Below are 25,744 nucleotides of genomic sequence, written 5' to 3'. Positions count from 1 at the left end.
ACTTTCAACCTTTTTCAGGACAATACATGCAGGCAGATCGGTCAACGCAGCGTGCTATCACGCGGCTATGTATCCAGTGCGGTCTTTTTCTGCTCCAGCATGGCGCGGAAAGCGCGCTGGTTGAGGAGCTTTCCACCCGACTGGGACTGGCGCTGGGTATGGATAGCGTTGAAAGCGCTATTTCATCCAACGCCATTGTGCTGACCACGATCAAAGACGGTCAGTGCCTGACCTCCACCCGCAAAAACCATGACCGTGGCATTAACATGCACGTCGTGACCGAAGTGCAGCACATCGTCATCCTTGCTGAACATAAGCTTCTCGAACTTCGGGAGATTGAAAAAAGGTTCAGCCAAATTAAGCCATTACGTTATCCGCGCTGGCTTGTCGTGTTGATGGTAGGGCTGTCGTGCGCCTGCTTTTGTAAGCTCAATAAAGGCGGCTGGGACGGTGCGATCGTCACCTTTTTCGCCAGCAGTATCGCCATGTATGTTCGCCAGCTGCTGACGCACCGACAGCTGCATCCGCAAATTAACTTCTGTATTACCGCGTTTGTCGCCACCACGGTTTCCGGTCTGCTGCTGCGCCTGCCGCAGTTTGCCAGCACCCCGACGATTGCTATGGCCGCCAGCGTGCTTCTGTTGGTCCCGGGCTTTCCGTTGATAAACGCCGTCGCCGACATGTTTAAAGGGCACATCAATACAGGTCTGGCACGCTGGGCTATTGCCAGCCTGCTGACGCTGGCGACCTGCATCGGCGTGGTCATGGCCATGACACTGTGGGGGTTACGCGGATGGGCGTGATAGATTTTCTGCTGGCGCTGGCACAGGACATGCTTCTGGCCGCCATTCCTGCCGTCGGCTTTGCGATGGTATTTAACGTTCCGCAACGCGCGTTGCCATGGTGTGCACTGCTGGGCGCGATTGGTCATGGCTCGCGAATGGTGATGATGACGGCGGGTTTTAACATCGAATGGTCAACATTTATGGCTTCCATGCTGGTTGGCAGTATCGGCATCCAGTGGTCGCGCTGGTATCTGGCGCATCCAAAAGTGTTCACCGTCGCCGCCGTTATCCCGATGTTCCCGGGCATATCTGCGTACACAGCGATGATTTCCGCGGTGAAAATCAGCCATTTTGGCTACACCGAACCTCAGATGATCCTCCTCCTGAGCAACTTTCTTAAGGCGTCGTCCATCGTTGGCGCGCTCTCTATCGGGCTGTCGATCCCCGGGCTGTGGCTGTACCGCAAACGCCCACGCGTTTGATATTTGTGTTATTTCGCTGCCGTGGAGATAATCCTTCTGGTCCGTTTGGTGAAAATAAGGAAAGGATGTGGCTAACCCTGGCAGCGAACACCCCGAGCACAGCGAAGAATCTAGCCTGAAAGAGAAAATCTTTCAGAGCGCCATCGCGCTTTTTGCCGAGTATGGATTGAACGGTGCCCGCATGGAGCAGATCGCGGAGAAAGCGGGTACGACCAAACGCATGGTGGTTTACCATTTTAAGAATAAAGAGAACCTCTATCTCCTGGTCCTGGAACATGTTTACACTCAGATTCGCGCCAGTGAAAAAGCGCTAAGCCTGGCGGGAATGCCTCCCGTCGAAGCGCTGGTCAATCTGGTTGAAGCTACCTTTGACTATCATGCCGACCATCCGGATTACATCCGGATTATCTGCATGGAAAACATGCAGCGCGGCCGCTTTATGCAGCAGTCGAACTATCTTCGTCAGGTCAACCGTAGCGCGCTCGACCTGCTGGAGGGCATCCTGCACCGGGGCAAAGAAAAACAGCTATTCAGCCAGACCGTTGACGCCCGCGATCTTCACCGCCTGATAAGCAGCTTCAGCTTTCACTACGTTGCCAACAGCTACACCTTTACGCTGTTGTTTGAAGATGGCGCAGACGAACAGGCTCAGCGCGAGCACTACCGCAAAATGGCCGTTCAGGTAGCGCTCCGTTACACCTGCCCATAAAATTGCTTGCAATTAAATTGCACACTATCTATATTCATCTCATGAACGCGAAAACGAACGACGCAACCGCTGCGCTCAAGCTGGATAACCAGCTCTGCTTTGCCCTCTATTCGGCAAATCTGGCGCTTAATAAGCTGTACCGGCAGCTGCTGGCACCGCTGAACCTGACTTACCCGCAATATCTGGTGATGCTGGTGCTGTGGGAGCAGGATGACATAACGGTGTCGGACATCGGCGAACGGCTGTTTCTGGACTCTGCGACGCTGACGCCGCTGTTGAAGCGGCTGGAAAGTGCCGGCCTAATCAACCGTCACCGTTCGCGTAAAGACGAACGTCAGGTCGCCGTCACCCTGAGTGAAACGGGACGTGAACTTCAGCAGCAGGCACGGGGTATCCCCGATGCGGTGGGTTGCGCAGCGCAGTGTGATACTGACACTCTGGTGACGCTCAAACAGGAGCTCGAACTTTTGCGACAACAGCTACACCGCGCGTAACGCTATACTTTAGGCGTTATTATTTGCCCATATATATCGCACGCTATTTAATAGCACATATCAAAACAAGATGAGGAACCTGCCATGTCTTTAGAAAAAGTTGTTTATACCGCCAAAGCAAAAGCCACCGGTGGCCGTGACGGCCGTGCCACCTCCTCCGATGGCGTACTGGACGTCAAACTGGGTGTGCCAAAAGAGATGGGCGGCATGGGCGGAGAAGTGACTAACCCTGAGCAGCTGTTTGCTGCGGGCTACTCTGCCTGCTTCCTCGGCGCGATGAAGTTCGTGGCCGCACGCGACAAATTCACCCTGCCAAAAGATGCCTTTATTGAAGGCGAAGTGGGGATTGGCCCGCTGCCAACCGGTTTTGGTATCGAAGCAAAGCTGAACATCCATGTTGAAGGTATGGATCCTGCGGAAGCTAAAAAGCTGGTCGATGCAGCACACATTGTTTGCCCGTACTCTAACGCGACCCGCGGCAACATCGACGTCACGCTGAACATCATTGCGTGATAACTGCCTGATGGCGCTGCGCTTATTCGGCCTACGACTGTAGCCTCGGTAAGCGCAGCACCACCGGGGAAATCCCCTCCTTCCCTTTCCCCTCTCTGTGCTACCATAAGCCCATATCACGCCCGTAGTAATCAGTAGAGTAAGCGTTATGTCCTCCAGAATTCTGACCACCAGCATTGCTGGCATTGATGCCTTTATGCGCGACCCACGCGGTGTGTTGACCCACGCTGAAGGCGGCACGGTTGCCGTTTTTACCGACAACGCGCCGGCGTTTTACGCAATCACACCGGAACGTCTGGCACAGCTTCTGGAGATTGAAGCGCAACTGTCACGCCCGGCGAGCGATGTCACGCTGGACAACCAGTTCTTTGATGAGCCGGTCAACGTTCCCGTGACCGTTCCAATGGGAAAATTTGCTCTTTACACGGGCTGGCAGCCGGATGCGGATTTTCAGCGGCAGGCCGCGCTGTGGGGGATTGCGTTAACCCAACCGGCCACCGCGGAAGAGCTTGCCGCGTTTACTGCCTGGTGGCAGGCGGAAGGTAAAGTCTTCACCCATATTCAGTGGCAGCAAAAGCTCGCGCGTCATCTGCAAATTACTCGCGCCGGCAACAATGGCCAGCCAAAACGCGACATCAACGCGTTTTCAGAACCGGATAAACAGATCCCCAGCGGATTCCGAGGTGCGAAATGAAGAACGTCGGCGACCTGATGAAACGTCTGCAAAAAATGATGCCTGCCAACGTGAAGCCTGCTTTCACCACCGGTGAAGAGCTGCTGGCGTGGCAAAAAGAGCAAGGCAAGATCCGCGCCGCCGCGCTTGCCCGCGAAAATCGGGCGATGAAAATGCAGCGCACCTTTAACCGTTCCGGTATCCGTCCCCTGCACCAGAACTGCTCGTTCGATAACTATAAAATTGAGACCAACGGGCAGATGAACGCCCTTGCCGCCGCCCGTCAGTACGTGGATGAATTCGACGGCAATATCGCCAGCTTCATTTTCAGCGGCAAGCCGGGCACCGGCAAAAATCACCTTGCTGCCGCCATCTGCAACGAGCTGCTTCTGCGCGGTAAATCGGTCCTCATCATCACCGTGGCCGATATCATGTCCGCGATGAAAGACACCTTCAGCAACCGCGAAACCAGTGAAGAGCAATTGCTTAATGATTTAAGCAATGTCGATTTACTGGTCATCGACGAGATTGGCGTTCAGACGGAATCCCGCTATGAAAAAGTGATCATCAACCAGATTGTCGATCGCCGCTCTTCGTCCAAACGCCCCACCGGCATGCTGACGAACCACAACATCGACGAAATGACCCGCTTATTAGGTGAACGCGTCATGGACCGCATGAAGCTGGGTAACAGCCTGTATGTCATTTTCGACTGGGAAAGCTACCGCAGCCGCGTCACCGGCAAAGAGTATTAAGACAGTTCCAGGAATCGCCGACAGGGCATAGGTATATACTGGAACCCCTCGGCCCAAAACGGACCTTTTTGAGAGAGCCATAATGAAAAAACAGATTCTAATCAGCACCTTTTTAGGCGCGCTGCTGGTGACCGGCGCAGCGCAAGCGACGTCCTGGCAGGAGTCCCTGTCAAGCGCAGCAAATGAGCTGACCAAAGAGAGCAGCAGCTCTCAGGGTGGACTCTCCGCCTCTTCTCTTACCAGCCTGCTGGGCAACAGCTCCCAGAGTCTGAGTGCGGGCACGATGAACAACGCGGCGGGGATTCTGGAATATTGCGCGAAGCAAAAGCTGGCCTCCGTGACCGACGCGCAAAACGTGAAAAACCAGGTGTTGGGTAAACTGGGTCTGGATACCCAGGAGCAAAAAGCGGACACCAACTATATGGACGGCATTCAGGGCCTGCTTAACGCACAAAACGGGCAGCAGCTGAATCTGAGCACCCTCGGCAACTCTTCTCTGGCAAAACAGGTGAAAACCAAAGCCTGCGATCTGGTGCTGAAACAAGGCGTTAATTTCATCTCCTGATCCATCCCATTTTCTGCCACAACACGCCGCGTTTAATGCGATAGTCTTGCAGCGCGGCGCTAAATGAGCGTTTTCCCTACCTGCCACCGCCTCAGCGTCCGTTTGTCAGGATGTGCACGTCTTCATAAAAACGATTTTCTAAACCAAATCCTAACAACAGCACACTTTCGTGACACTAAAATTGCAGCTTAACGACATCGCAATTACATTGTATGACCCAAAAAATAAACAGTTAGCCAGCGAATTATCTGGCGTCACGAGGATATGCTGTTGTCTGAATTCATGTCTCTTATCCTTTTTCTGGCTTCTGTCGGCGTTTACGCGTGGAAAGCCGGCCGTAACACCTGGTGGTTTATCGCCACGCTGGTGGTGCTCGGCATTTTTATCATTTTAAACATTACCTTATACGCCAGCGATTACTTTACCGGTGACGGTATTAACGATGCGGTACTCTACACGCTGACGAACAGCCTGACGGGCGCGGGCGTGGGCAAGTACATTCTGCCTGGGCTCGGCCTTATCGTCGCGCTGGTGACGATATTTGGCGCGCTGGCCTGGGTGCTGCGTCGACGTCGCCATCATCCGCACCATCATGGCTACAGCCTGCTGGCGTTATTCCTGGCGCTGGCCTCCGTCGACGCCAGCCCGGCGTTCCATCAGATCACCGAGCTGGTGAAATCGCAGTCGCGCGACGGCGATCCGGATTTCGTGGCTTACTACAAAGAACCGTCGAAAACGATCGCCAACCCGAAGCTCAACCTGGTCTACATCTACGGTGAAAGCCTGGAACGCACTTACTTTGATAACGATGCATTCCCGAACCTGACGCCGGACCTGGGTGCGCTGAAAAATGAAGGGCTCGATTTCAGCCACACCATGCAGCTGCCCGGTACGGATTATACGATTGCCGGGATGGTTGCCTCCCAGTGCGGTATTCCGCTGTTCGCGCCTTTTGAAGGTAACGCCTCAGCCTCCATGTCGACCTTCTTCCCGCAGAATATTTGCCTCGGCGATATCCTGAAAAACTCCGGCTACGAAAACTATTTTGTGCAGGGGGCAAACCTGCGCTTTGCCGGAAAAGATGTGTTCCTGAAATCCCACGGTTTTGACCACCTGTATGGCTCTGAAGAGTTAAAAACGACGGTTACCGATCCGAGCTACCGCAACGACTGGGGCTTCTATGACGATACGGTACTCGACGAAACCTGGAAGAAATTCGAGGAGCTGTCCCGCGCGGGCAAGCGTTTCTCTCTCTTTGCGCTGACGGTGGACACACACCATCCGGACGGGTTCGTCTCGCGCAGCTGCAAGCGCAAAAGCTATGACGTGGACGGCAAAAACAACAAATCTTTCAGCGCCGTCACCTGCAGTCAGGAACACATTGCCGCGCTGGTCGAGAAAATCAAAGCCTCGCCCTGGTTTAAAAACACCGTCATCGTCGTTTCGTCTGACCATCTGGCGATGAAAAACAGCGCATGGGATCAGCTCAATAAGCAGGATCGCAGCAACCTGTTCTTCGTCCTGCGCGGCGACCAGCCGCAGCAGGAGGTCATTGCCACCAAACGCAACTCCATGGATAACGGCGCAACCGTGCTGGACATTCTGGGCGGCGACAACTTTATTGGCCTTGGCCGCAGCACGCTGTCGGGGCAGTCCCTGTCGGAAGTGTTCCTCAACATGAAGGATAAAATCCTCGCCTGGAAGCCAGACATTATCCGCCTGTGGAACTTCCCGAAAGAGATGAAGGACTTCACCGTCGATCGGGATAAAAACACGATTGCCTTCTCGGGCAGCAGCTTCCGTCTGCCGCTGCTGGTGCGCGTGTCGGAGGGGCGCGTTGAGCCGCTGCCGGAAAGCGAATATTCCGCGCCGCTGCGCTATCAGCTGGCCGATTTCGCGCCACGCGATAATTTTGTCTGGGTCGACCGATGCTACAAAATGGGCCAGCTCTGGTCGCAGCCGCTGGCGCTTTCTACCGACTGGTGCGTCTCTCAGGGTCAGCTCGGCGGGGAGCAAACCGTGCAGCACGTTGATAAGGCGCAGTGGAAGGGCAAAACCGCGTTCAACGATACGGTGATTGATACCGCGCGCTATCAGCACAACATCGACATGCTGAAAATCAACGATAACGATATTCGTTACAAAGCGGATAGCTTTATCTTTAACGTGGCCGGCGCACCGGAAGAAGTGAAGCAGTTTAGCGGCATCTCGCGTCCGGAGTCCTGGGGGCGCTGGTCCAACGCGCAGCTGGGCAATGAGGTGAAAATTGAATACGCCCATCCGCTGCCGGAACAGTTCGACCTGGTGATCACCGCCAGAGCGTATGGCCCCAATGCTAACAAGCCCGTACCCGTGCGCGTGGGGGATCGGGAGCAGACGTTAACGCTTGGATACGACGTGAGCACACAAACGCTGCATTTTGAGAATCCTTCGCGCAGCAATACCCTGGTGATCGTGCCGCCGGACCCGCAGTCCACGAATGAGGGAAATATCCTTGGGCACTCACCGCGCGAGATCGGAATTGGCATGGTCGAAATCAAAATCATCAGCAAAGCGGGTTAATGCGCGTCGCGCCCGGCGTTCTGCCGGGCGCTTATGAAAATAAATAATCCTTTACAAGCCTTATAAATTAGATAAAAACACTTTATATAAGCCATTTTTATCTATGAATATCCCACCAAAAACCAAATAAATAAAATGTGCAGCTCCTGAAATCACCACGGAGCGTTACGCACTTTTATCATGCTAACCGGCTATAAGTTCGAATCCATCCGGGCACTGCGCAGCGAAAATGTGATTGCCTGGGAGGTATTGTCCACGGCAAAGCCCCACGTCGATCTTGAAGACTACTTTGGCTCGATGTCCTCGACGCTGCGTAAGGCGCACTTCTTTGCGCAGCTTCGTCATGCCATGTTTTGCGAAGAGGGCGACAAGTATTACCTCAATGCGACATCGGATTTACTGCTGGAAACGGACTTCCTCGACAGGCTCAAAGAAGAAACACCCTGCCCGGAGAGACTTGCTATCGAGGTCACCGATCTCCATACGATGGTACAACTCGACGATACGCAAAGCCGGGCGCTGAGGAAATGCATCGCAACGCTCCATCAGTGGGGAATAGAAGTGTGGGCAGACGATGTTTGCGAAGACCTTCTTCCCGAACTTTTGACCAGCCAGATCCGCTTCTGCGGCATCAAAATTGACAAACATACCTTCTGGAACGGACGGATCGAGCAGGCAAAGTTTCTGCATCTCACCCGCCAGTGCAAGCGCATCGCCAGCAAGGTACTGATCGAAGGCATCGAAACCGCGGGTGATTTCGCGCTGGCCCGCGCCAGCGCGGCCGATTACGGCCAGGGCTATCTGTGGGGTAGAAAATGACCCCTTTCATTCTGAATGCTGGCTATCAGGTTATCGTTCTGAGCGGGAATACGTTTTTATGGCTTGGCCTCACTTCGATGATCTCGACGGCCGTTACCCCTCGCCCGGAGATGTATTGGATCCATGACGTTAATCCGGAAGGGCTTTTGCGCCTGCAGGAACGGCTGCTCAATACACACTCTGGAGAGAACTGGCTGGTATTTACGGATGCAGCGCGGGTCTGCGACGTTCACGCCTTCCTGCGCAACGAGCGGGTCCGAGTGGTCGCGGACAACCTCTCTTTTGCGCAGCTAAGCCACTGTTTTAGCGACACGACATTCGCCTTCGAAAACGCCGCCATGCTCTCGTATCAGGAGAGACGGGTTTGCATGTTGCTCCATAAAGGATTCAGTCCGGTTCGCATCGCAAAAATCATGAATAAGTCCCCTAAAACGATCTACACCCACAAGCGTAACGCGATGAACAAATTTTGCTGCCACAGCCTGGCGGAATTCCATCGAAAACTCTGCCTGCTGGACGCTCAGTCATTCGCTTTGTAATTCCACTGTTACTCACGTCAGGAAATAAAATCATGAAAATTATTCCCACCGTTGCATGTTGTTCCGTTCTCCTGCTTCCTGCTGCTGCGATCGCCGCAGACAGTAGCGCAAGCGCGACGATGCACGTATCACTTGAGGTCGTAAAGTCGTGCACCCTCAAAGCCAACGACCTCAACTTCTCGCGTCACGGCTCCGATGAGTCGAGCGAAATCCAGGCCAAAACGCAGGTCGATATCGTCTGTACCAACGGCACGCCTTTCACCCTCACCGCCACCAGCAACGACGGCGAAAACGGAACCTTCTGGCTGAAGCCGGAAAACGGCGAAACGGGCGCACAGAAGATTGCGTGGAAACTCTTTGCCGACGAAGGCAAACAGACGCAAATCACCGGCACGAATGGCCTGGACGATACCGGCAACGGTGTGGAACAGGAGGAAACGCTGTATGGCGTCATTGAAGCCGGGGCGCTGACAACCGCCCAGGCAGGTACCTACAGCGACGATATCACGTTAAAACTGGAGTACTGATCGTGCGTCGCTACCTTCCCTGCTTCATTCTGTGGCTCATGATGCTGGCGCTGCTGTCACGCTACGCGCTGGCCGCCACGCTTCAGGTGGCCCCGGTAACGCTCGATCTGCAGAGCGACCAGCGGGCAGCGGCGGTCTATCTCACTAACAGTGGGAAAGCGGCCATCCATGCGCAGATTCGGGTGTACGAATGGACGCAAAAAAACGGTAAAGATGTTCTGGTGAACACCGGGGAGGTGGTCACCAGCCCGGCGATGACATCACTGGCGCCGGGCCAGCAGCAGCTGGTGCGCATTATCGTCATGCAGCCAGGCAACCGTGCACAGGAGCAAAGTTACCGGCTGATCATCGACGAACTGCCGGACGCCACGTCCCGCGCCGCCAATCCCACCGCGGTGCACTTCCTGCTGCGCTACTCGATTCCGGTGTTCATTGCCGGGAACCAGAGCGCGCCCGTCAGCCACGATGCCCTGAGCTGTGAGCAGGCAGACATACCGGCCACTCTCCGCTGCTTTAACGCCGGAAACCGCCATATCCGCCTGAGCCACCTTGAGGCCCTGACGGCCGATGGGCAGGTTGTAGGGTCGATTAAAGGCCTGGCGGGCTATGTGCTCCCGGGACAAATCGCCCTTTTATCGCTCAAGCAGCCCACACGTCACGCGCTCAGCTCGCTGCGCGTCTATCTCAATGATGACCATCATGCCAGCCAGATACCCCTGCGCCCGCTCGCTTCTCGCGCTCCTGTTTTGGCTACCGCTCATGCTGTCAGCCCGGGCTGAACCCGCCGACACCGTACAATGGCTGGCCATTACCGTGAACCACGCCCCGCGAGGCGAGCTGTGGGCCTGCCGGGTGGTGGATAATACGCTATGGATAAGCCGCAGCGACATGAAAAAGCTGGGGCTTCACGCCCCGGACGATCGCGCAGAGTGGGTTGAGCTAACCTCCCTGCCGGGCCTGAAGGTCAATCTCGACGTGCTGTCCCAGCAGGTGTCGATTACCGCAGAAGCAGACGCGCTCGAGGGCCAGCAGCATCTGACCGTCTCAAGGCCCACGCCGATGTACCGCTATCCTGATGCGCAGCCCGTCAGCGCGTATACGCTCGGATACGCGCTCTACGCCAGCGACGCGCAGGGGAAGCGCCAGCTTAACGCCCAGACCATGCTGACCGCGTCCGGAGGGCTACCCGGAACGTTCAGCAGTAGTTTTTCAAGCCATGCGGGGGAGGAAAACAGCGCCGGTCGGCCTACCCACACCCGCCTCGAAACCCGCTGGCAGTGGGACAACACCGACTCGCTGACCACGCTGGCGCTGGGCGACAGCATCACCACCGGCACCCGCTGGAGCCGGCAGGTACGCTTTGGCGGACTGCACTGGGCACGTAATTTTGAGCTCAATCCGCAACTTAATACTGAACCGCGCAGCCGCTACAGCGACACGGCCGTACTGCCTTCCACGGTCGATTTGTATATCGACGGCCTTAAGCAGAGCAGCCAGCGCGTCACGCCGGGAGACTTTCTGCTGGATACCCTTCCCTCCTTCACCGGAAGCGGGCAGGCGGAGGTGGTCATTACCGATATCAACGGCCAGCGTCGCACCGTACAGCTCGATCTCTACGGCGCGCCGGGCATGCTGGCGGAAGGGCTCAGCAGCGGTTCGCTGGACATCGGCTGGATGCGGGAAAACTACGCCCTGCACTCCGACGACTATGCCGCCTCGCCGCTGCTGGACGCGGGCTGGCGCTATGGAGTGAATAATCACCTGACGCTGGCACTGCATACGGAGCAGCAGCGCAGGCTGCACAACGTGGGCACGGGCGCTGACTGGCTGGTCTCCCCCGCCGTAGGGGTGGTCAGCCAGCACGTTGCCGTGAGCGACAGCCCTTACGGGCAGGGCGTTCAGTGGGGCCTCGGCTGGCAGTGGAACGGCAGAGGAACGGGCATTTCTGCCAGCACCGTCCGTACCGGGGCGGATTTCGCCGACAACGCCCGCATGAGCGGTGCCGCGCCTGTCAGGCGCAGCGACAGCGTGTGGGTAAGCCAGTCCATCCCCCATTTCGGTACCGTGGGCGCGGGCTGGGTACAGCAGAACATTCAGGGCAGCACAGAGCGCTACCTCAACGCCTCCTGGTCGGTGTCGCTACCGGCACACATCTCCACCACGCTGAGCTATACCCGCTCGTTTACGGATGCGTCGAGTCAGGTTCAGCTACTGCTTTCCGTCCCATTGGGTCGCGAGGACACGCTCTCCGCTCAGGCCAGCCGGGATACGCCGCGCATGGATTACCGCCACCAGCCGGACGATGAGGCCGGCGGCTGGTCATGGGAGCTGGGCCAGGGCTTTGGCGAACGACGTGAAAGATATGCGGACGTAGGCTATCTGGGCCGAGCGGGCGAATGGCACGTTGGGCTGCAGCAGGGTGCCAGCCAGGGCAACCAGTACGCCTCAGCCGAAGGTAGCCTGACGCTGCTGGACGGCAGCCTGCACGCGCTGCGCTACATCCAGCAGGGTATGGCGCTGGTGTCCACGCACGGTATTGGGCACGTACCGGTGATGCTGGAAAACCGCCCGGCCGGTGAAACGGATGAGGACGGTTATCTTCTGCTGACCGACCTGCCGCGCTACCACAACAGCAAAGTCAGCATTAACCCGCTCGATCTGCCCGCCGATGTGATCGCCCCCGTCACCGACATGCATGCCAGACCGGGCAACAGCAGCGCGGTCAAAGTCGATTTTAACGTCCATCATGCCGTCACGGTTCAGGCCCGGCTGGTCGACAGCCGCCGCAGGCCGCTCCCGCTGGGCAGCGTCGTGTCAACGCCGCAGGGTGCCACCATCGTGGGACGCGATGGCTTTATCTGGCTTGAAGATCCGCCCCTGCCGGGTGAACTGGTGGTGAAAACCGGTGAGGAAGAGTGCCGGGTCACGCTTCCGGCGCCGCGCACCGGGTCATCTATACAGAACATCGGAGAACAACTGTGTCATTAAGAGCACCGTTATTATTGCTGCTCGTCCTGTCCGTGAAGGCGATGGCGGCAGCCTGCTGGATAACCTCCATGCCCGCCATTAACTTTGGCAACGTCGTGGCGGGCAATACCACCTCCGTCAACACCGAGGTCAAATTTAGCTGCCAGGCCGACAACGAGGGCAGGACGGAATATCTTAACGTCTGCCTGAGCAGCGTAGACGCCCCGCCCTTTGAGATGATCTCGCCGGGGGACCAGGAGGGAAAACAGTACACCCTCCTCTTCCGCCTGCTGAACGGCGCAGCGCGCTCTCAGGAGCTGGGGCCTGCCAGCAGCGGGAACCTGATTCAGCAGACTCTGGCCGCGCAAAGCAATGCCAACGTCAGCGGTACCTTTCCGCTTATCGCTACCATTCCGGCAGGGCAAAGCCAGCTTCCGGCCTACCACTATTACAACTACAACATGAATCTGCGTATCGCCTGGCACAGCGCCCTGCGTCAGGATGCCCTGCAAAACTGCTCGGACGGTTCCGCAGAGGGGGAGCAGGTGCAGGGCGGCACCAGCGCACAGGCCGAAATCAGCCAGGGATGCTACATCGAGCGCGTGACGCCCCTTAACTTCGGCACCCTGACCAGCACCGCAACCCTGCGTCCGACACGTTCCACCGCCACCCTCACCACGCGCTGTCCGGCCGGAACCGCGTTCACCCTTGCCATGGGCAAAGGCAACCATGCCAGCGGTAACCAGCGGCAGCTCTGCAACAGCGAGGGCCAGTGCCTGCGCTACGGGCTCTGGCAGGATGAGGCGGCCACGCAACGCTGGGGAGATCGAAGCAGCGGCGATGCGCTGCAGGTCACCAATCCCGCAGGCGGCACCCAGAACTACACCGTTTATGGCGAGGTTCCGGCACAGCCGCTAACCGGTACCGGGGAATTTATTGATGACGTGATTATCACGCTAACTTATTAAACCACCCAAAATCCTGTCTGGATCAATGTTATCGGTAACAGTGGCGTTAAAATAGCCAGCAATGCAGCCCGGAAGGCGTAGACCTTCTCTTTTATTTTTATCTCTGTTTTTATTACAACAACTTATGAAATACCTGCTTGCTGACGCCATCGTCTATAACGACGAGGACGGTTCTGTTTCTCTTATCAATGCGCCGGATGAGGATGCGCAGCTCCTCACCTGTACGGCCAATACCATCATGAAGCTGCTGGTTCAGCATCATGGGAACGTGGTTGAACGGGAAACCTTTCTCCAGGAAGTCTGGGATCGGCGAGGGCTCCAGGGCTCTAACAACTCCTTAAACCAGTACATCAGCATTCTGCGCAAGATGCTGGCGGCCCTGCTTCCCGACGCGCTGCTTATCGTTACCGTACCGAAAACGGGCTTTATGCTCAGCGCGGACGTCACGGTCACTCCGCTGGAGGAGGCTCCGCCGACCGCCGAAACGGCAAAACCTGCATGGCGCGTTCGCCCGGAATGGCTGTTCTGCGGCGCGCTCACGCTGGTCGTCGTTGCGCTATGCCTCTGGATCGCGCTGATCAAGCCAGAAAATTCACAAAGGGAGATCCATCTGCTGACGCATATCGGCACCTGCCCGGTCTACACCTTTACGCCGCTGGCGGACGTGTTTCACGGGAAGGCAATAACGCTGGCGCAAACGCTTCAGAAGGACGGCCATCTTCCGTGCCTGAAAAATTCAATTTTCTACATGCACATTCAGAGAACGCTTTTCTACGGCCACGAAGGGCGGCTGGTGCTCTCCCAATGTTCCCTCACGCGGGGTAAAGCCAGCGCCTGTCGTACGCTTTACTATTACGAGTGGTGATATGAGACACAAAAAAGTTTGGCTAATCCTGTTCCTCAACCTGCTGCTGCTGGGCGCCGTGACGGCGTGGTACTTTCACACGCCCCCGCTGTCGGTGGCCTGCGATGGAAACCTGACCTTCTCCGACCGGCGCGACAGCCACGATTTCACCTTTGACGGTGAGATCATTATGCGTTTTCATCCCGACAAAACGGGGTATATCACGGTTAACGGCAGCGTGGTGAATGCCCCGCGCAGCTGGGAGGTTTCCCGCCAGGAGATGTTTAAATGGCGTCACGTGGAGGGCGAACTGTATGAGATTGCTATTCAAAAAGTGGAGCGTTTTAGCCATGACGCCATGCCGCCCGGGGTCTTTGAAAAATACGTTGCCGGCCTGACGCTGGGCAATAAAAGGCTCCTGACAATAGAGCGCACGCCAGAAGACGCGCTGGTGATCAGCAATTTCTATTCGCCGGTGCTGATCTGCTCGGAATAATGTCTCCGGATCAGGCTATACTTGCCGCCATGACCATTCGCATTCGCTCCACCACCCTCAACGACGTTGTCGCCCTGCCCGCCATTGAACGCGCGGCGGGGGAGCGCTTTCGTGAAGACCCGGAACTCGCCTGGCTTGCCGATGGCGAGGTCATTTCCACTGACCAACACCTCGGCTATGTCGAACGCGGGCTAAGCTGGCTGGCGCTGGCAAACGACCAGCCCGTCGGGTTTATCCTCGCCGAAGCCCATCCGTCATCACTGTTTATTGTCGAACTCTCGGTCGATCTGCACTGGCAGGGAAAAGGGATCGGCAGGCAGCTCATCGCCTGCGTGGCAGACTATGCACGTAAAAGGGGGCTGACAGCGCTGACGTTGACGACGTTCAGGAACGTACCGTGGAATGCGCCGTTCTATGCTCGGCTGGGGTTTGAAAAAATGACGACGCTGACGCCTGAACTGCGTCGGAAAAGGGAAGAAGAGACAGCGCACGGCTTCGCGTATGAAACGCGCTGCGTCATGCGCCTGCCTCTGTAATATCGCGCGGTAGCGCTGCGCTTACCGGGCCTACAAAACCCTGAAGCGTAGGCCGGGTAAGGCGCAGCCGCCACCCGGCACAACAAACGGCGTTAGAAGGTTTCCCAGTTATCACCTGCATCAGCGGTAACCGCTTTACGCGCCATCGCCGGCGCTGCAACGGTTTTCGCAGAAGCGAATTCGCGCGCTTTCATCTGCTCCTGCTGAATGCGGAATACCGCTACGGCCTGAGTCAGACGGCTCGCCTGCTCTTCCAGTGCGGCCGCCGCTGCGGCAGATTCCTCAACCAGAGAGGCGTTCTGCTGGGTCACGCGATCCATCTCGGCTACCGCCAGACCCACCTGGTCGATACCGCGGCTCTGCTCGTCAGACGCAGAGGCGATTTCACCCATGATGTCCGTGACGCGTGTTACCGCATTCACGATCTCACCCATGGTTTCACCGGCGCTTTCGACAAGCGTTGAGCCTACTTCCACGCGGCCCACGGAGTCTTCGATCAGGCTCTTGATCTCGCGTGCCGCCTGGGCGCTGCGCTGGGCCAGGTTACGCACTTCACCTGCCACCACCGCAAAACCACGGCCCTGCTCGCCCGCACGCGCCGCTTCTACCGCCGCGTTCAGTGCCAGAATGTTGGTCTGGAAGGCAATCCCGTCAATCACGCTGATAATGTCGGCGATTTTCTGCGAACTGCCCGCGATATCGCGCATGGTCTGCACCACGTTGTCCACCACTTTGCCGCCTTTCTGCGCGGTTTCAGAGGCGCTCAGCGCAAGATGGCTTGCCTGACGAGCGTTCTCGGCGTTCTGCTTAACGGTCGCCGTCAGCTGCTCCATGCTGGCAGCGGTCTCTTCCAGGGAAGCGGCCTGCTGTTCAGTACGGGAGGAGAGGTCATTGTTGCCCATCGCGATTTCACTCGCGCCGCTGTAGATCGCATTCGCGCCGTTACGCACGTCTCCAACGGTACGCACCAGTTCGCCCTGCATATGACGCAGCGAGTCGGCCAGTTCACCCATCTCGTTGGTGCCCTGAACCTCAATGCGCTTCACCAGGTCGCCGCTGGCGATATGGCGAATGTTGTCGATCAGACGATTCAGCGGAGAGATCAGCGTCTGCTTGATGTTCAGCCAGACGGCCACGATCACCACCAGCACGGCAATCAGGACGCTAATCAGCACCCAGATAGCCTGGCTGTAGGAGCTGTTGCTGTCTTCGACCGCCGTCTGATACAGCTTGTCGTTCTGCTGCAGGTAGCTCACGTACTGCTTCTCAAAACCGTCCTGATAGCTCTGGGTCGGCTGGTCGAAGAAGGCGTTGATTTTGCCCGCGCCCAGCAGCTGAATCAGCTCCGCCAGCGCGCCGTGGTAAATATCATAGTTACGCTTGATCTCCATGGCATCCGCATCGCTTTGACGCGGATCGCGCGGCAGGGCTTCATAGGCAGCCCAGTTTTTTTCCGCCTGTTTCAGAGACGTCGACGCGATTTGCATCAAATCGTTAACAGTCGCGCCGCTGCCGATATTGCTCTGATCCATCATGTAGCGGATACCCGCACGGTTCAGGGTATTACGGGTTTGCAGCAATGCTACCCAGCTGGCGTTCAGCGTGGATTGTTGCTGGCGAATGGTTTGCAGGACGGTGAAATTCTCTTTGTCATTCTTAAGGGCATTAAAGAAAAGACCACCGGACGTGAGTTGTAAAAGGCCAAATATCGCTAAAACCAGCATTAAGCTGGTGACAATCTTGATACGGTTTAACATGTTTTCTCTTTCCTCAGACAGATACAGAATTTTCGGCCTGGAAAGGGAAAACTTTACGAAAATCATCCTGGAATTTGTGGTTTTTACTCTTCTTCCCGCGCTGCGTTATGCCGGTTTCCGAGTTCAATAAACTCTTCCAGCAGCGCCGTCAGCTGTTTCATCTTCTCCGGCGTGTATTCCGCCTCGATCTGCTGATACGCCTCTTCGACCTGCGCCTGGGCGTGTTCATACAGCGCATTTCCCTCTTTGGTCAGCGATACGTACAGCTTGCGCTGGTCGTTCACCGGCTTTAAGCGCAGCACCAGGCCGTCGCGCTCCATCCGCGTCAGGATGCCGGTCAGGCTGGGACGCAGGATGCAGGTGCGAAACGCCAGATCGTGAAAATCCATCGACGGATGTTCAGCCAGCACGCGCACAATGCGCCACTGCTGCTCGGTCAGGTTATGGCGCTTCACGATGGGGCGGAAATAGGACATCGCCGCTTCCCGCGCCTGCAGCAGCGCGATGGTTAATGAATCATGCATAGCGTCTCCCCTTCACATCATTAACAAGTAAACAATCACTAAAAGATGTTTTTATAAACAACGCGTTTTCCGTCAAAAAGTCTAACAGAAACCCGTCAATTTTATTAACTCTATGATTTAAATATTAATAAAGTCCAACATGTAAATTTATTGTTATTCATATCACAAATTTTTCACTTCTGATTGCGAAATAAACAGCAAAAGCATAAAACCAGATCATTAACATATTAATGAAATCCAAACCGGACATCCGGCCTGAGGAGTATGTGAATGAAAGGTACCGTTTTTGCCGTCGCCCTCAACCATCAAAGCCAGCGTGAAGCCTGGCGTGAGGCCTTTGAAAAAGCCCCCTACAACACGCCGCCGAAAACAGCGGTGTGGTTTATCAAACCGCATAACACGGTGATCCGCGCGGGCGAGCCGATCCCCTTCCCGCAGGGTGAAACGGTGCTGAGCGGCGCGACGGTGGCGCTGGTCGTGGGCAAAACCGCCAGCAAGGTGCGCGTGGAGGACGCCGCGGAATACATTGCGGGATACGCGCTCGCCAACGAGGTGAGCCTGCCGGAAGAGAGCTTCTACCGCCCTGCCATCAAGGCGAAATGCCGTGACGGATTTTGCCCGCTCGGTGAGATGGTCGCCGTTGGTAACGTGGATAACCTGACCATCATCACCGAGATCAACGGCCGCGAAGCGGACCACTGGAACACGGCCGACCTTCAGCGTAACGCAGCCGAACTGCTGAGCGCCCTGAGCGAGTTCGCTACCCTCAATCCCGGCGATGCGATATTGCTCGGTACCCCGCACAGCCGCGTTGAGATCCGTCCGGGCGATCGGGTGCGTATTCTGGCGGCAGGTTTTCCGCCGCTGGAAAACCCGGTGGTAGATGAACGCGACGTCGCTCACACGCACCGCACGCCGCCGCACGCCACGCTGTTTGCCCTCGGTCTGAACTATGCCGATCACGCCAGCGAGCTGGACTTCAAGCCGCCCACCGAGCCGCTGGTATTTATCAAAGCGCCAAACACCTTCAACGGCGACAACCAGACGTCGGTGCGCCCGAACAATATCGAGTACATGCACTATGAAGCGGAGCTGGTGGTGGTCATCGGCAAAACGGCGCGTAAGGTGAGCGAAGCCGAGGCGATGGACTATGTTGCGGGCTATACGGTCTGCAACGACTACGCCATCCGCGACTACCTGGAAAACTACTACCGCCCGAACCTGCGGGTGAAAAGCCGCGACGGGCTGACCCCCATTTCCCCAAACGTCGTGCTAAAAGAAGCCATTCCCGACCCGCACAACCTCGCCCTGCGCACCTTCGTCAACGGCGAGCTGCGTCAGGAAGGCACCACGGCGGATCTGATCTTCAGCATCCCGTACCTGATCGCCTACCTGAGCGACTTTATGACCCTGCAGCCGGGCGACATGATTGCCACCGGCACGCCGAAGGGGCTATCCGACGTGGCGCCGGGCGATGAGGTAGTGGTGGAAGTGGAGGGCGTAGGACGTCTGGTGAACCGAATTGTGAGTGAGGAGACGGCAAAATGAAAAAGATTAACCACTGGATCAACGGTAAAAACGTCGCGGGCAGCGACTACTTCCACACCACTAACCCGGCCTCCGGCGAGGTCCTGGCAGAAGTGGCCTCCGGCGGCGAAGCCGAAATCCATCAGGCCGTTGCCGCCGCCAAAGAGGCGTTTCCGAAGTGGGCTAATCTGCCGATGAAGGAGCGCGCGCGCCTAATGCGCCGTCTGGGCGATCTGATCGACCAGAACGTGCCCGAGATCGCCGCCATGGAAACCGCCGATACCGGGCTGCCGATCCACCAGACCAAAAACGTGCTGATCCCGCGCGCCTCGCACAACTTCGAATTTTTCGCCGAGGTGTGCCAACAGATGAACGGCAAAACCTACCCGGTCGACGACAAGATGCTCAACTATACCCTGGTGCAGCCGGTGGGCGTCTGCGCGCTGGTGTCGCCGTGGAACGTGCCGTTCATGACCGCCACCTGGAAGGTCGCGCCGTGCCTCGCCTTAGGTAATACCGCAGTGCTGAAGATGTCCGAGCTTTCCCCGCTGACCGCCGACCGTCTGGGCGAACTGGCCCTCGAAGCGGGTATTCCGGCGGGCGTGCTGAACGTCGTTCAGGGCTACGGCGCGACGGCAGGCGATGCGCTGGTGCGGCATCACGACGTGCGCGCCGTCTCTTTCACCGGCGGCACCGCCACCGGGCGCAACATCATGAAAAACGCCGGGCTGAAGAAGTACTCCATGGAGCTGGGCGGCAAATCCCCGGTACTGATTTTTGAAGACGCCGACATCGAGCGCGCGCTGGACGCCGCCCTGTTCACCATCTTCTCCATCAACGGCGAGCGCTGCACCGCGGGCTCGCGCATCTTTATCCAGCAGAGCATCTACCCGGAATTCGTCAAGCGCTTCGCCGAGCGCGCCAATCGCCTGCGCGTGGGCGACCCGACCGATCCGAACACCCAGATTGGCGCGCTGATTAGCCAACAGCACTGGGAAAAAGTCTCCGGCTACATCCGCCTCGGCATCGAGGAAGGCGCAACCCTGCTGGCGGGCGGCCCGGACAAACCGACCGACCTGCCTGCGCACCTGAAGGGCGGCAATTTCCTGCGCCCGACCGTGCTGGCGGACGTCGACAACCGCATGCGCGTGGCGCAGGAGGAGATCTTCGGGCCGGTGGCCTGCCTGCTGCCGTTCAAGGACGAAGCGGAAGGGCTGCGCCTGGCCAACGACGTGGAATACGGCCTGGCGTCATACATCTGGACCCAGGACGTCAGCAAGGTGCTGCGTCTGGCGCGCAGCATTGAAGCCGGTATGGTGTTCGTCAACACCCAGAACGTGCGCGACCTGCGCCAGCCGTTTGGCGGCGTGAAGGCCTCCGGCACCGGCCGCGAGGGGGGCGAGTACAGCTTCGAGGTATTCGCGGAGATGAAGAACGTCTGCATCTCCATGGGCGACCATCCGATTCCAAAGTGGGGGATCTGAGCATGGGTAAACTAGCGTTAGCGGCGAAAATCACCCACGTACCGTCGATGTATCTCTCCGAGCTGCCGGGCAAAAACCACGGCTGCCGCCAGGGCGCCATCGACGGTCATAAAGAAATTAGCAAGCGCTGCCGGGAGCTGGGCGTCGATACCATTATCGTCTTCGACACCCACTGGCTGGTGAACAGCGCCTACCACATCAACTGTGCGGACCATTTTTCGGGCGTCTACACCAGCAACGAGCTGCCGCACTTTATCCGCGACATGACCTACGACTACGACGGCAATCCGGAACTCGGCCAGCTCATCGCCGACGAGGCGGTGAAGCTTGGCGTGCGCGCCAAAGCGCACAACATCCCGAGCCTCAAGCTGGAATACGGCACGCTGGTGCCGATGCGCTACATGAACGCGGATAAGCACTTCAGGGTGGTCTCTATTTCAGCGTTCTGCACTGTTCACGACTTCGCCGACAGCCGCAGGCTGGGCGAGGCCATCGTCAGCGCCATTGAAAAATACGACGGCACCGTGGCGGTGCTCGCCAGCGGCTCGCTGTCGCACCGCTTTATCGACGACCAGCGCGCGGAAGAAGGGATGAACAGCTACACCCGGGAGTTCGACCGTCAGATGGACGAGCGCGTGGTGAAGCTGTGGCGCGAGGGTCAGTTTAAAGAGTTTTGCAGCATGCTGCCGGAGTACGCCGACTACTGCTACGGCGAGGGCAACATGCACGACACGGTGATGTTGCTGGGCATGCTCGGCTGGGACAAATACGACGGCAAGGTGGAGTTTCTCACCGAGCTGTTCGCCAGCTCCGGCACCGGCCAGGTCAACGCCGTTTTCCCGCTGCCCGCCTAAGGAGCCACCATGCCGCACTTTATTGCTGAATGTACCGACAACATCCGCGAGCAGGCCGACCTGCCGGGGCTGTTCGCCAAAGTGAACGAGGCGCTCGCCGCCACGGGCATCTTCCCGCTCGGCGGTATCCGCAGCCGCGCCCACTGGCTGGACACCTGGCAGATGGCTGACGGCAGGCACGATTACGCCTTTGTCCATATGACGCTGAAGATCGGCGCCGGGCGCAGCCTGGAGAGCCGGGAAGCCGTGGGGGAGATGCTGTTTGGGCTTATCAAAGCGCACTTCGCGGAGCTGATGGCGAGCCGCTACCTGGCGCTGTCGTTTGAGCTTGACGAGCTGCACCCGACCCTTAATTACAAACAGAACAACGTGCACGCGTTGTTTAAGTAATACCGGCACGGCCAGTCTCCTCGCCCCTTTAGGGAGAGGGAGAAAACAAACATAAAACAGGATATCGCCATGCTCGACAAACATACCCATACCCTGATCGCCCATCGTCTGCATCAGGCGGAACAGTCCCGGGAGCAGATCCGCGCGATCTCGCTGGACTATCCGGAGATTACCATTGAAGACGCCTACGCCGTTCAGCGCGAATGGGTCAGCCTGAAAATCGCCGAAGGCCGCGTGCTGAAGGGCCATAAGATCGGCCTGACCTCCAAAGCGATGCAGGCCAGCTCGCAGATCAGCGAGCCGGACTACGGCGCGCTGCTGGACGACATGTTCTTCCACGACGGCAGCGACATTCCCGTCGACCGCTTCATCGTCCCGCGCATTGAAGTGGAGCTAGCCTTCGTGCTGGCAAAACCGCTGCGCGGCCCGAACTGCACTATCTTCGACGTCTACAACGCCACGGACTACGTCATCCCCGCGCTGGAGCTGATCGACGCCCGCTGCCACAACGTCGACCCGGAGACCCAGCGCCCGCGCAAGGTGTTCGACACCATCTCCGATAACGCCGCCAACGCGGGCGTTATCCTCGGCGGCCGTCCGATTAAGCCCGACGAACTGGACCTGCGCTGGATCTCCGCCCTGCTCTACCGCAACGGCGTGATCGAAGAGACCGGCGTGGCCGCAGGCGTGCTTAACCACCCGGCCAACGGCGTGGCGTGGCTGGCCAACAAGCTTGCGCCGTACGACGTGCAGCTTGAGCCGGGGCAAATCATCCTCGGCGGCTCGTTTACCCGCCCGGTGCCCGCCAGCAGGGGCGATACCTTCCACGTCGATTACGGCAACATGGGCTCCATCAGCTGCCGCTTTGTCTAGGAGAGCACGATGCAAAACGCATTTAAAGCGGCACTGAAAGCAGGCCGTCCGCAAATTGGGTTATGGCTGGGGCTGACCAGCAGCTACAGCGCCGAGCTGCTGGCCGGAGCAGGATTCGACTGGCTGCTGATCGACGGCGAGCACGCGCCGAACAGCTTGCAGACCGTCTTAACCCAGCTGCAGGCTATCGCCCCTTATCCCAGCCAGCCGGTGGTCCGCCCGTCGTGGAACGACCCTGTGCAGATCAAACAGCTGCTGGACGTGGGTGCGCAAACACTGCTGGTGCCGATGGTGCAAAACGCCGACGAAGCGCGGCTGGCGGTACGTGCCACCCGCTACCCGCCTGCGGGTATTCGCGGGGTAGGCAGCGCCCTGGCGCGCGCGTCGCGCTGGAACCGCATTCCCGATTACCTGCAGCAGGCCAACGACGCCATGTGCGTGCTGGTGCAGATTGAAACCCGCGAGGCGCTGAAAAACCTGCCGCAGATCCTGGACGTGGAAGGCGTCGACGGCGTGTTTATCGGCCCGGCGGATCTGAGCGCCGACATGGGCTTTGCCGGCAATCCGCAGCACCCGGAGGTGCAGGCCGCCATCGAGCAGGCGATCGCGCAGATACGCGCCGCCGGTAAAGCACCCGGCATCCTGATGGCGAACGAGCCGCTGGCGAAACGCTATCTTGAACTCGGCGCGCTGTTTGTTGCCGTCGGCGTCGACACCACTCTGCTCGCCCGCGGCGCGGAAGCGCTGGCGGCACGTTTTATCGAAAAACCGGTTACGTCAGTTAATAACAATAAATCCGTCTACTAAACGTAAGATCTGGAGCGCACCATGACGACCTCTACCCTGCAAACCCATGATAATAAAGCTGTTGAACATCGCGCCATTAACAAGCTGTTCCGTCGCCTGATCGTCTTTCTTTTTATCCTGTTTGTCTTCTCGTTTCTCGATCGCATCAACATCGGCTTCGCCGGGCTGACGATGGGTAAAGATCTTGGCCTCACGTCAACCATGTTTGGCCTGGCCGCGACGCTGTTTTACGTAACCTACGTGCTGTGCGGCATTCCGAGCAACATCATGCTGGCGAAGATCGGCGCACGCCGCTGGATCGCCGGGATCATGGTGGTGTGGGGTATTGCCTCTACCTGCACCATGTTCGCCACCAGCCCGCACACGCTCTATGTTTTACGCATGCTGGTGGGCATTGCCGAAGCCGGCTTCCTGCCGGGGATTCTGGTCTACCTCACCTGGTGGTTCCCGGCCTATCACCGCGCCCGCGCCAACGCGCTGTTTATGATCGCCATGCCGGTAACAATGATGCTCGGCTCGATCCTCTCCGGCTACATTCTGGCGATGGACGGACTGTGGAATCTCAAGGGCTGGCAGTGGCTATTCCTGCTGGAGGGGCTGCCGTCGGTGGTGCTCGGCGTAGTGACCTGGTTTTACCTCAACGACACGCCGGACCAGGCCACCTGGCTGGACGAGGACGAAAAGCAGGCGCTCAAAACGATGATCGCCCGCGAGCAGGAGGTTGCCATTGCCCAATCCGTCACGCCGCGCTCGACGCTGCGCGAGGTGCTGACCCCGGCGGTGCTGCTCTACACGCTGGCCTACTTCTGCCTGACCAATACGCTGAGTGCGATCAACATCTGGACGCCGCAGATCCTGCAAAGCTTTAACACGGGAAGCAGCAACATCGTCATCGGTCTGCTGGCGGCGATCCCGCAGTTCTGCACCATCCTCGGGATGATCTGGTGGAGCCGCCGCTCCGACAGGATGAAAGAGCGAAAAAAGCACACCATCCTGCCGTACCTGTTCGCCGCGGCGGGATGGATGCTAGCCTCCGCGACGGATCACAGCCTGATCCAGCTGCTTGGCATCATCATGGCCTCAACCGGATCGTTTACCGCCATGGCGATATTCTGGACCACGCCGGATCGGGTTATTAGCCTGCAGTCCCGCGCGGTGGCGCTGGCGGTGATCAACGCCATCGGCAACGTCGGCTCCGCCGTCAGCCCGCTGCTGATTGGGATCCTGCGCGACGCGACCGGCAGCTTCAGCTCGGGGCTGTGGTTTGTGGCCGGGCTGCTGGTGGTCGGCGCGCTGGTGCTGACGCGCATTCCGATGACGCAGCGGGATCAACAGAGGAACGATCGTGTGCCAGAACCCTATCGCCAACATTGATATCAGCAAGGAGTACGACGAAAGTCTGGGCACCGACGATGTGCACTACCAGTCGTTCGCCCGCATGGCGGCCTTTTTTGGCCGCGACATGCAGGCGCATCGTCACGACCAGTACTTTCAGATGCACTTTCTCGATACCGGGCAGATTGAGCTCCAGCTCGACGATCACCGCTATTCGGTGCAGGCCCCGCTGTTCGTCCTCACGCCGCCGTCGGTGCCGCACGCGTTTATCACCGAATCCGACAGCGACGGACACGTTCTGACGGTCCGTGAGGATCTGATCTGGCCGCTGCTGGAGGTGCTCTACCCCGGCACGCGGGAGGCGTTTGGCCTGCCGGGGATCTGCCTCTCGCTGGCGGATAAGCCGGACGAGCTGGCGGCGCTGAAGCACTACTGGCAGCTGATTGCCCGGGAATCCACGGAACAGCTGCCCGGGCGCGGGCATACCCTGGTCCTGCTGGCGCAGGCGGTGTTTACCCTGCTGCTGCGCAATGCGAAGCTCGACGACCACGCTTCGGGCGGCATGCGCGGCGAGCTGAAGCTGTTCCAGCGCTTTACCCAGCTGATCGACACCCACTACCACCAGCACTGGACGGTGCCGGAATACGCCAGCGAGCTGCACCTGACCGAATCCCGCCTGACCGATATCTGCCGCCGCTTCGCCAACCGTCCGCCAAAACGGCTGATCTTCGACCGCCAGCTGCGGGAGGCCAGGCGCCTGCTGCTCTTCTCCGACAGCACCGTCAGCGAGATTGCCTGGCAGCTGGGGTTCAAAGATCCGGCCTATTTCGCCCGCTTTTTTAACCGCTTAGTGGGATGCTCGCCCAGCGCATATCGGGCGCAGAAAGTACCGGTTTCCTGAACGCATCACGGTTCGTAGGGCGGGTAAGCGTAGCGCCACCCGCCGAAAAGCCGCACAG

At 58.1% G+C, this 25,744-nt stretch carries 28 protein-coding genes; 26 read left to right on the top strand and 2 right to left on the bottom strand.

Annotated elements, in window-relative coordinates; genetic code table 11:
- Nucleotides 1-26 precede the first annotated feature (26 nt).
- The 18 genes from PUP35_RS02935 to PUP35_RS02850 all read left to right on the top strand — a co-directional run bounded on the left by PUP35_RS02935 (nucleotide 27) and on the right by PUP35_RS02850 (nucleotide 15,234).
- Nucleotides 27-803: a threonine/serine ThrE exporter family protein gene (locus tag PUP35_RS02935; RefSeq protein WP_115876516.1), complete on the top strand. Its 777-nt coding sequence runs from the start codon at nucleotides 27-29 to the stop codon at nucleotides 801-803.
- The gene (locus tag PUP35_RS02930) at nucleotides 794-1,267 is read left to right on the top strand and encodes a threonine/serine exporter (protein ID WP_020885295.1); all 474 of its coding nucleotides are present in this window, start codon (nucleotides 794-796) and stop codon (nucleotides 1,265-1,267) included. Before PUP35_RS02935 ends, PUP35_RS02930 begins: the two co-directional genes overlap by 10 nt.
- A gap of 67 nt (nucleotides 1,268-1,334) precedes the next feature.
- A complete protein-coding gene (locus tag PUP35_RS02925) occupies nucleotides 1,335-1,976 on the top strand; it encodes a TetR family transcriptional regulator (protein WP_111964103.1) in 642 nt (213 codons plus the stop codon).
- Between the two features lie 41 nt (nucleotides 1,977-2,017).
- Nucleotides 2,018-2,470, top strand: coding sequence for a MarR family winged helix-turn-helix transcriptional regulator (locus PUP35_RS02920; protein WP_127729540.1), 453 nt, complete (start codon nucleotides 2,018-2,020; stop codon nucleotides 2,468-2,470).
- A gap of 84 nt (nucleotides 2,471-2,554) precedes the next feature.
- Nucleotides 2,555-2,983 (top strand): organic hydroperoxide resistance protein, encoded by a 429-nt coding sequence (locus tag PUP35_RS02915; RefSeq protein ID WP_023310299.1) that lies wholly within the window; start codon nucleotides 2,555-2,557, stop codon nucleotides 2,981-2,983.
- A gap of 148 nt (nucleotides 2,984-3,131) precedes the next feature.
- Nucleotides 3,132-3,677, top strand: a complete 546-nt coding sequence (dnaT, locus tag PUP35_RS02910; RefSeq protein WP_274241919.1) for a primosomal protein DnaT — start codon at nucleotides 3,132-3,134, stop codon at nucleotides 3,675-3,677.
- Complete coding sequence (gene dnaC / locus PUP35_RS02905) at nucleotides 3,674-4,411, top strand: DNA replication protein DnaC (protein ID WP_014168503.1); 738 nt, start codon at nucleotides 3,674-3,676, stop codon at nucleotides 4,409-4,411. Before dnaT ends, dnaC begins: the two co-directional genes overlap by 4 nt.
- 82 nt (nucleotides 4,412-4,493) lie before the next feature.
- Nucleotides 4,494-4,976, top strand: coding sequence for a DUF2501 domain-containing protein (locus tag PUP35_RS02900; protein WP_274241917.1), 483 nt, complete (start codon nucleotides 4,494-4,496; stop codon nucleotides 4,974-4,976).
- A 270-nt stretch (nucleotides 4,977-5,246) separates the two neighbouring features.
- The gene (gene opgB / locus PUP35_RS02895) at nucleotides 5,247-7,538 is read left to right on the top strand and encodes a phosphatidylglycerol--membrane-oligosaccharide glycerophosphotransferase (protein ID WP_271368916.1); all 2,292 of its coding nucleotides are present in this window, start codon (nucleotides 5,247-5,249) and stop codon (nucleotides 7,536-7,538) included.
- A gap of 180 nt (nucleotides 7,539-7,718) precedes the next feature.
- Nucleotides 7,719-8,357 (top strand): EAL domain-containing protein, encoded by a 639-nt coding sequence (locus PUP35_RS02890; protein ID WP_115876526.1) that lies wholly within the window; start codon nucleotides 7,719-7,721, stop codon nucleotides 8,355-8,357.
- Entirely contained in the window at nucleotides 8,354-8,896 is a 543-nt protein-coding gene (locus PUP35_RS02885) for a helix-turn-helix transcriptional regulator (RefSeq protein ID WP_274241914.1), read from the top strand. The genes PUP35_RS02890 and PUP35_RS02885 overlap by 4 nt, the downstream gene beginning before the upstream one ends.
- Nucleotides 8,897-8,928: 32 nt before the next feature.
- Nucleotides 8,929-9,423, top strand: coding sequence for a Csu type fimbrial protein (locus tag PUP35_RS02880; RefSeq protein ID WP_143344621.1), 495 nt, complete (start codon nucleotides 8,929-8,931; stop codon nucleotides 9,421-9,423).
- A 2-nt stretch (nucleotides 9,424-9,425) separates the two neighbouring features.
- Nucleotides 9,426-10,202 (top strand): fimbrial biogenesis chaperone, encoded by a 777-nt coding sequence (locus tag PUP35_RS02875; RefSeq protein WP_274241913.1) that lies wholly within the window; start codon nucleotides 9,426-9,428, stop codon nucleotides 10,200-10,202.
- On the top strand, nucleotides 10,123-12,411 hold the full coding sequence (locus PUP35_RS02870; RefSeq protein ID WP_274241912.1) for a fimbria/pilus outer membrane usher protein: 2,289 nt from the start codon (nucleotides 10,123-10,125) through the stop codon (nucleotides 12,409-12,411). The genes PUP35_RS02875 and PUP35_RS02870 overlap by 80 nt, the downstream gene beginning before the upstream one ends.
- Nucleotides 12,402-13,358 (top strand): Csu type fimbrial protein, encoded by a 957-nt coding sequence (locus tag PUP35_RS02865; protein ID WP_274241911.1) that lies wholly within the window; start codon nucleotides 12,402-12,404, stop codon nucleotides 13,356-13,358. The genes PUP35_RS02870 and PUP35_RS02865 overlap by 10 nt, the downstream gene beginning before the upstream one ends.
- 124 nt (nucleotides 13,359-13,482) lie before the next feature.
- Nucleotides 13,483-14,223, top strand: coding sequence for a winged helix-turn-helix domain-containing protein (locus PUP35_RS02860; protein ID WP_127729524.1), 741 nt, complete (start codon nucleotides 13,483-13,485; stop codon nucleotides 14,221-14,223).
- A 1-nt stretch (nucleotide 14,224) separates the two neighbouring features.
- The gene (locus PUP35_RS02855; protein ID WP_023615762.1) at nucleotides 14,225-14,698 is read left to right on the top strand and encodes a hypothetical protein; all 474 of its coding nucleotides are present in this window, start codon (nucleotides 14,225-14,227) and stop codon (nucleotides 14,696-14,698) included.
- A gap of 29 nt (nucleotides 14,699-14,727) precedes the next feature.
- Nucleotides 14,728-15,234, top strand: a complete 507-nt coding sequence (locus tag PUP35_RS02850) for a GNAT family N-acetyltransferase (protein WP_271368922.1) — start codon at nucleotides 14,728-14,730, stop codon at nucleotides 15,232-15,234.
- A 92-nt stretch (nucleotides 15,235-15,326) separates the two neighbouring features.
- On the opposite strand, the gene tsr is transcribed toward PUP35_RS02850, so the two are convergent.
- On the bottom strand, nucleotides 15,327-16,991 hold the full coding sequence (tsr, locus tag PUP35_RS02845; RefSeq protein ID WP_149367760.1) for a methyl-accepting chemotaxis protein: 1,665 nt from the start codon (nucleotides 16,989-16,991) through the stop codon (nucleotides 15,327-15,329).
- Between the two features lie 83 nt (nucleotides 16,992-17,074).
- A complete protein-coding gene (gene hpaR / locus PUP35_RS02840) occupies nucleotides 17,075-17,515 on the bottom strand; it encodes a homoprotocatechuate degradation operon regulator HpaR (protein WP_023334396.1) in 441 nt (146 codons plus the stop codon).
- A 270-nt stretch (nucleotides 17,516-17,785) separates the two neighbouring features.
- Between hpaR and hpaG the strand changes: the two genes are divergently transcribed.
- The 8 genes from hpaG to hpaA all read left to right on the top strand — a co-directional run bounded on the left by hpaG (nucleotide 17,786) and on the right by hpaA (nucleotide 25,686).
- Nucleotides 17,786-19,063: a 4-hydroxyphenylacetate degradation bifunctional isomerase/decarboxylase gene (gene hpaG, locus PUP35_RS02835; protein ID WP_274241910.1), complete on the top strand. Its 1,278-nt coding sequence runs from the start codon at nucleotides 17,786-17,788 to the stop codon at nucleotides 19,061-19,063.
- Nucleotides 19,060-20,526 (top strand): 5-carboxymethyl-2-hydroxymuconate semialdehyde dehydrogenase, encoded by a 1,467-nt coding sequence (gene hpaE, locus PUP35_RS02830; RefSeq protein ID WP_008502108.1) that lies wholly within the window; start codon nucleotides 19,060-19,062, stop codon nucleotides 20,524-20,526. The genes hpaG and hpaE overlap by 4 nt, the downstream gene beginning before the upstream one ends.
- Before the next feature lie 2 nt (nucleotides 20,527-20,528).
- Complete coding sequence (hpaD, locus tag PUP35_RS02825) at nucleotides 20,529-21,380, top strand: 3,4-dihydroxyphenylacetate 2,3-dioxygenase (protein WP_133293729.1); 852 nt, start codon at nucleotides 20,529-20,531, stop codon at nucleotides 21,378-21,380.
- A 9-nt stretch (nucleotides 21,381-21,389) separates the two neighbouring features.
- Complete coding sequence (locus PUP35_RS02820) at nucleotides 21,390-21,770, top strand: 5-carboxymethyl-2-hydroxymuconate Delta-isomerase (RefSeq protein WP_127729512.1); 381 nt, start codon at nucleotides 21,390-21,392, stop codon at nucleotides 21,768-21,770.
- 69 nt (nucleotides 21,771-21,839) lie between these two features.
- Nucleotides 21,840-22,643 (top strand): 2-oxo-hept-4-ene-1,7-dioate hydratase, encoded by an 804-nt coding sequence (gene hpaH, locus PUP35_RS02815; RefSeq protein ID WP_024908290.1) that lies wholly within the window; start codon nucleotides 21,840-21,842, stop codon nucleotides 22,641-22,643.
- A gap of 9 nt (nucleotides 22,644-22,652) precedes the next feature.
- The gene (gene hpaI / locus PUP35_RS02810) at nucleotides 22,653-23,450 is read left to right on the top strand and encodes a 4-hydroxy-2-oxoheptanedioate aldolase (protein WP_274241909.1); all 798 of its coding nucleotides are present in this window, start codon (nucleotides 22,653-22,655) and stop codon (nucleotides 23,448-23,450) included.
- 21 nt (nucleotides 23,451-23,471) lie between these two features.
- Nucleotides 23,472-24,824: a 4-hydroxyphenylacetate permease gene (gene hpaX, locus PUP35_RS02805; RefSeq protein ID WP_274241908.1), complete on the top strand. Its 1,353-nt coding sequence runs from the start codon at nucleotides 23,472-23,474 to the stop codon at nucleotides 24,822-24,824.
- Nucleotides 24,796-25,686, top strand: coding sequence for a 4-hydroxyphenylacetate catabolism regulatory protein HpaA (gene hpaA, locus PUP35_RS02800; RefSeq protein WP_274241907.1), 891 nt, complete (start codon nucleotides 24,796-24,798; stop codon nucleotides 25,684-25,686). The genes hpaX and hpaA overlap by 29 nt, the downstream gene beginning before the upstream one ends.
- Nucleotides 25,687-25,744 lie beyond the last annotated feature (58 nt).

Origin of the sequence: Enterobacter sp. S-33, assembly GCF_028735835.1 — a bacterium.
GTDB classification, from domain to species: Bacteria; Pseudomonadota; Gammaproteobacteria; order Enterobacterales; family Enterobacteriaceae; genus Enterobacter; species Enterobacter vonholyi.
Note: the sequence above shows the minus strand (reverse complement) of the source record. Positions and strands in the feature narration are given on the sequence as shown.